The organism is Pseudomonas sp. SR18 (assembly GCF_023701505.1).
GTDB classification, from domain to species: domain Bacteria; phylum Pseudomonadota; class Gammaproteobacteria; order Pseudomonadales; family Pseudomonadaceae; genus Aquipseudomonas; species Aquipseudomonas cyclaminis.
This window is the reverse complement of the sequence record NZ_JAMQAU010000042.1, coordinates 1-1,266: the sequence shown is the minus strand read 5'-3', so window position 1 is coordinate 1,266 and position 1,266 is coordinate 1. Positions and strand designations below refer to the sequence as shown.

The 1,266-nt window shown below is 52.7% G+C and carries 2 protein-coding genes; both read right to left on the bottom strand.

The annotated features are described in order from the left end of the window. Nucleotides 1-49: 49 nt before the first annotated feature. On the bottom strand, nucleotides 50-907 hold the full coding sequence (locus tag NDJ82_RS27370) for an IS3 family transposase (RefSeq protein WP_218573960.1): 858 nt from the start codon (nucleotides 905-907) through the stop codon (nucleotides 50-52). Beyond that, on the bottom strand, nucleotides 904-1,266 hold a 363-nt coding region (locus NDJ82_RS27365), incomplete at its 5' end, for a transposase (RefSeq protein WP_218061226.1). The genes NDJ82_RS27365 and NDJ82_RS27370, both read right to left, overlap by 4 nt.

Below are 1,266 nucleotides of genomic sequence, written 5' to 3'. Positions count from 1 at the left end.
AAAGTAACCATGGACTTGCTCCCTCAAAACGTACGCCATAAAGCGAGCGTTAAGCAGTTTGCTTCAGTTGCTTTGCGTAGTCATTAGGTGAGCTGTATCCCAGCGCCGAGTGCAGCCGTGTCGGGTTGTAAAAACCATGGATGTAGCTCGCGATAGATGCGTGAGCCTGTGCTTTGCTGGGATACACACCGGTAGCTTCTTCCTTCTTGAGTGTGGCAAAAAAGCTCTCTGCTACAGCGTTATCCCAGCAGTTGCCCTTACGGCTCATGCTTTGCACAAACCCCCTGTCCAAGATCATGCTGCGAAAACCGCTGCCCGTGTATTGCCGACCTCTATCAGAGTGAAAAATTACACCCTGATCAACTGGTGTATTCGTCCAGGCGTTCAAAAAAGCCTGCTGCACCAGACCCTCAGGCATCCGTTCCGACAGGCTGTAACCGAGTACCTGGCGTGTTTGGATGCTCAGCACCACGGCCAAATATAGCCACCCCTGACGCGTCGAAATATAGGTGATATCGCCCACCCACGCGGGAGTTGGGCTTGTCACAGAAAAACGTCGTTTCAACACGTTGTCGGAAATTGGCTGGATATACCGATTATCCATCGAGTGTTTGAACCGAGCCTTGATTTTCCCTCGCAACATTTCTTCTCGCATCAACCGGGCCACTCGCTTATGCCCAACTGAAAAAGATCGGTTATGAAGTGCCTTGACCATCCGCGGGCGCCCATAAGTGCCGCGACTGGCATGATGAATCGCACGAATTTCCAGGCGAATTTCAGCGTCTGGATCAGGACGTTCCCGGCGTTTCAAATAGCCGTGAAAGCCCGACACCGAGACTTCCATCACTCGACATAACAACCTGACTGGAAAGCGAGTCCGTTCACGGGCGACGAAGGCGTATCTCAGTTGGACTCTCTGGCAAAGAACGCCGTCGCTTTTTTTAGGATTTCTCGTTCCATTTTAAGCGTGGCATTTTCAGCTCGAAGCCGGGCCAGCTCGCTTTCCAGGTCAGAGACCGGATGCCGGGCAGGAGAACTGAGAGGACGCCCGTTGCGTGCGGCGTCCAGCCAATTACCTAAGGTTTTGACCGAGATATCTAACTGTCGAGCTGCTTCTCCTCGACCAATGCTTTCAGCGAGTGTCACTGCCTGAGCTTTGAAGTCGTCGGTGTAACTGCGGCGGGTTTGCTGTGACATAGGTGCCTCCAAGGTTGCGATTAAAATATCGCTTCTTGGCGTCCGCTGCGAGGGAACAAGTCCACCAAA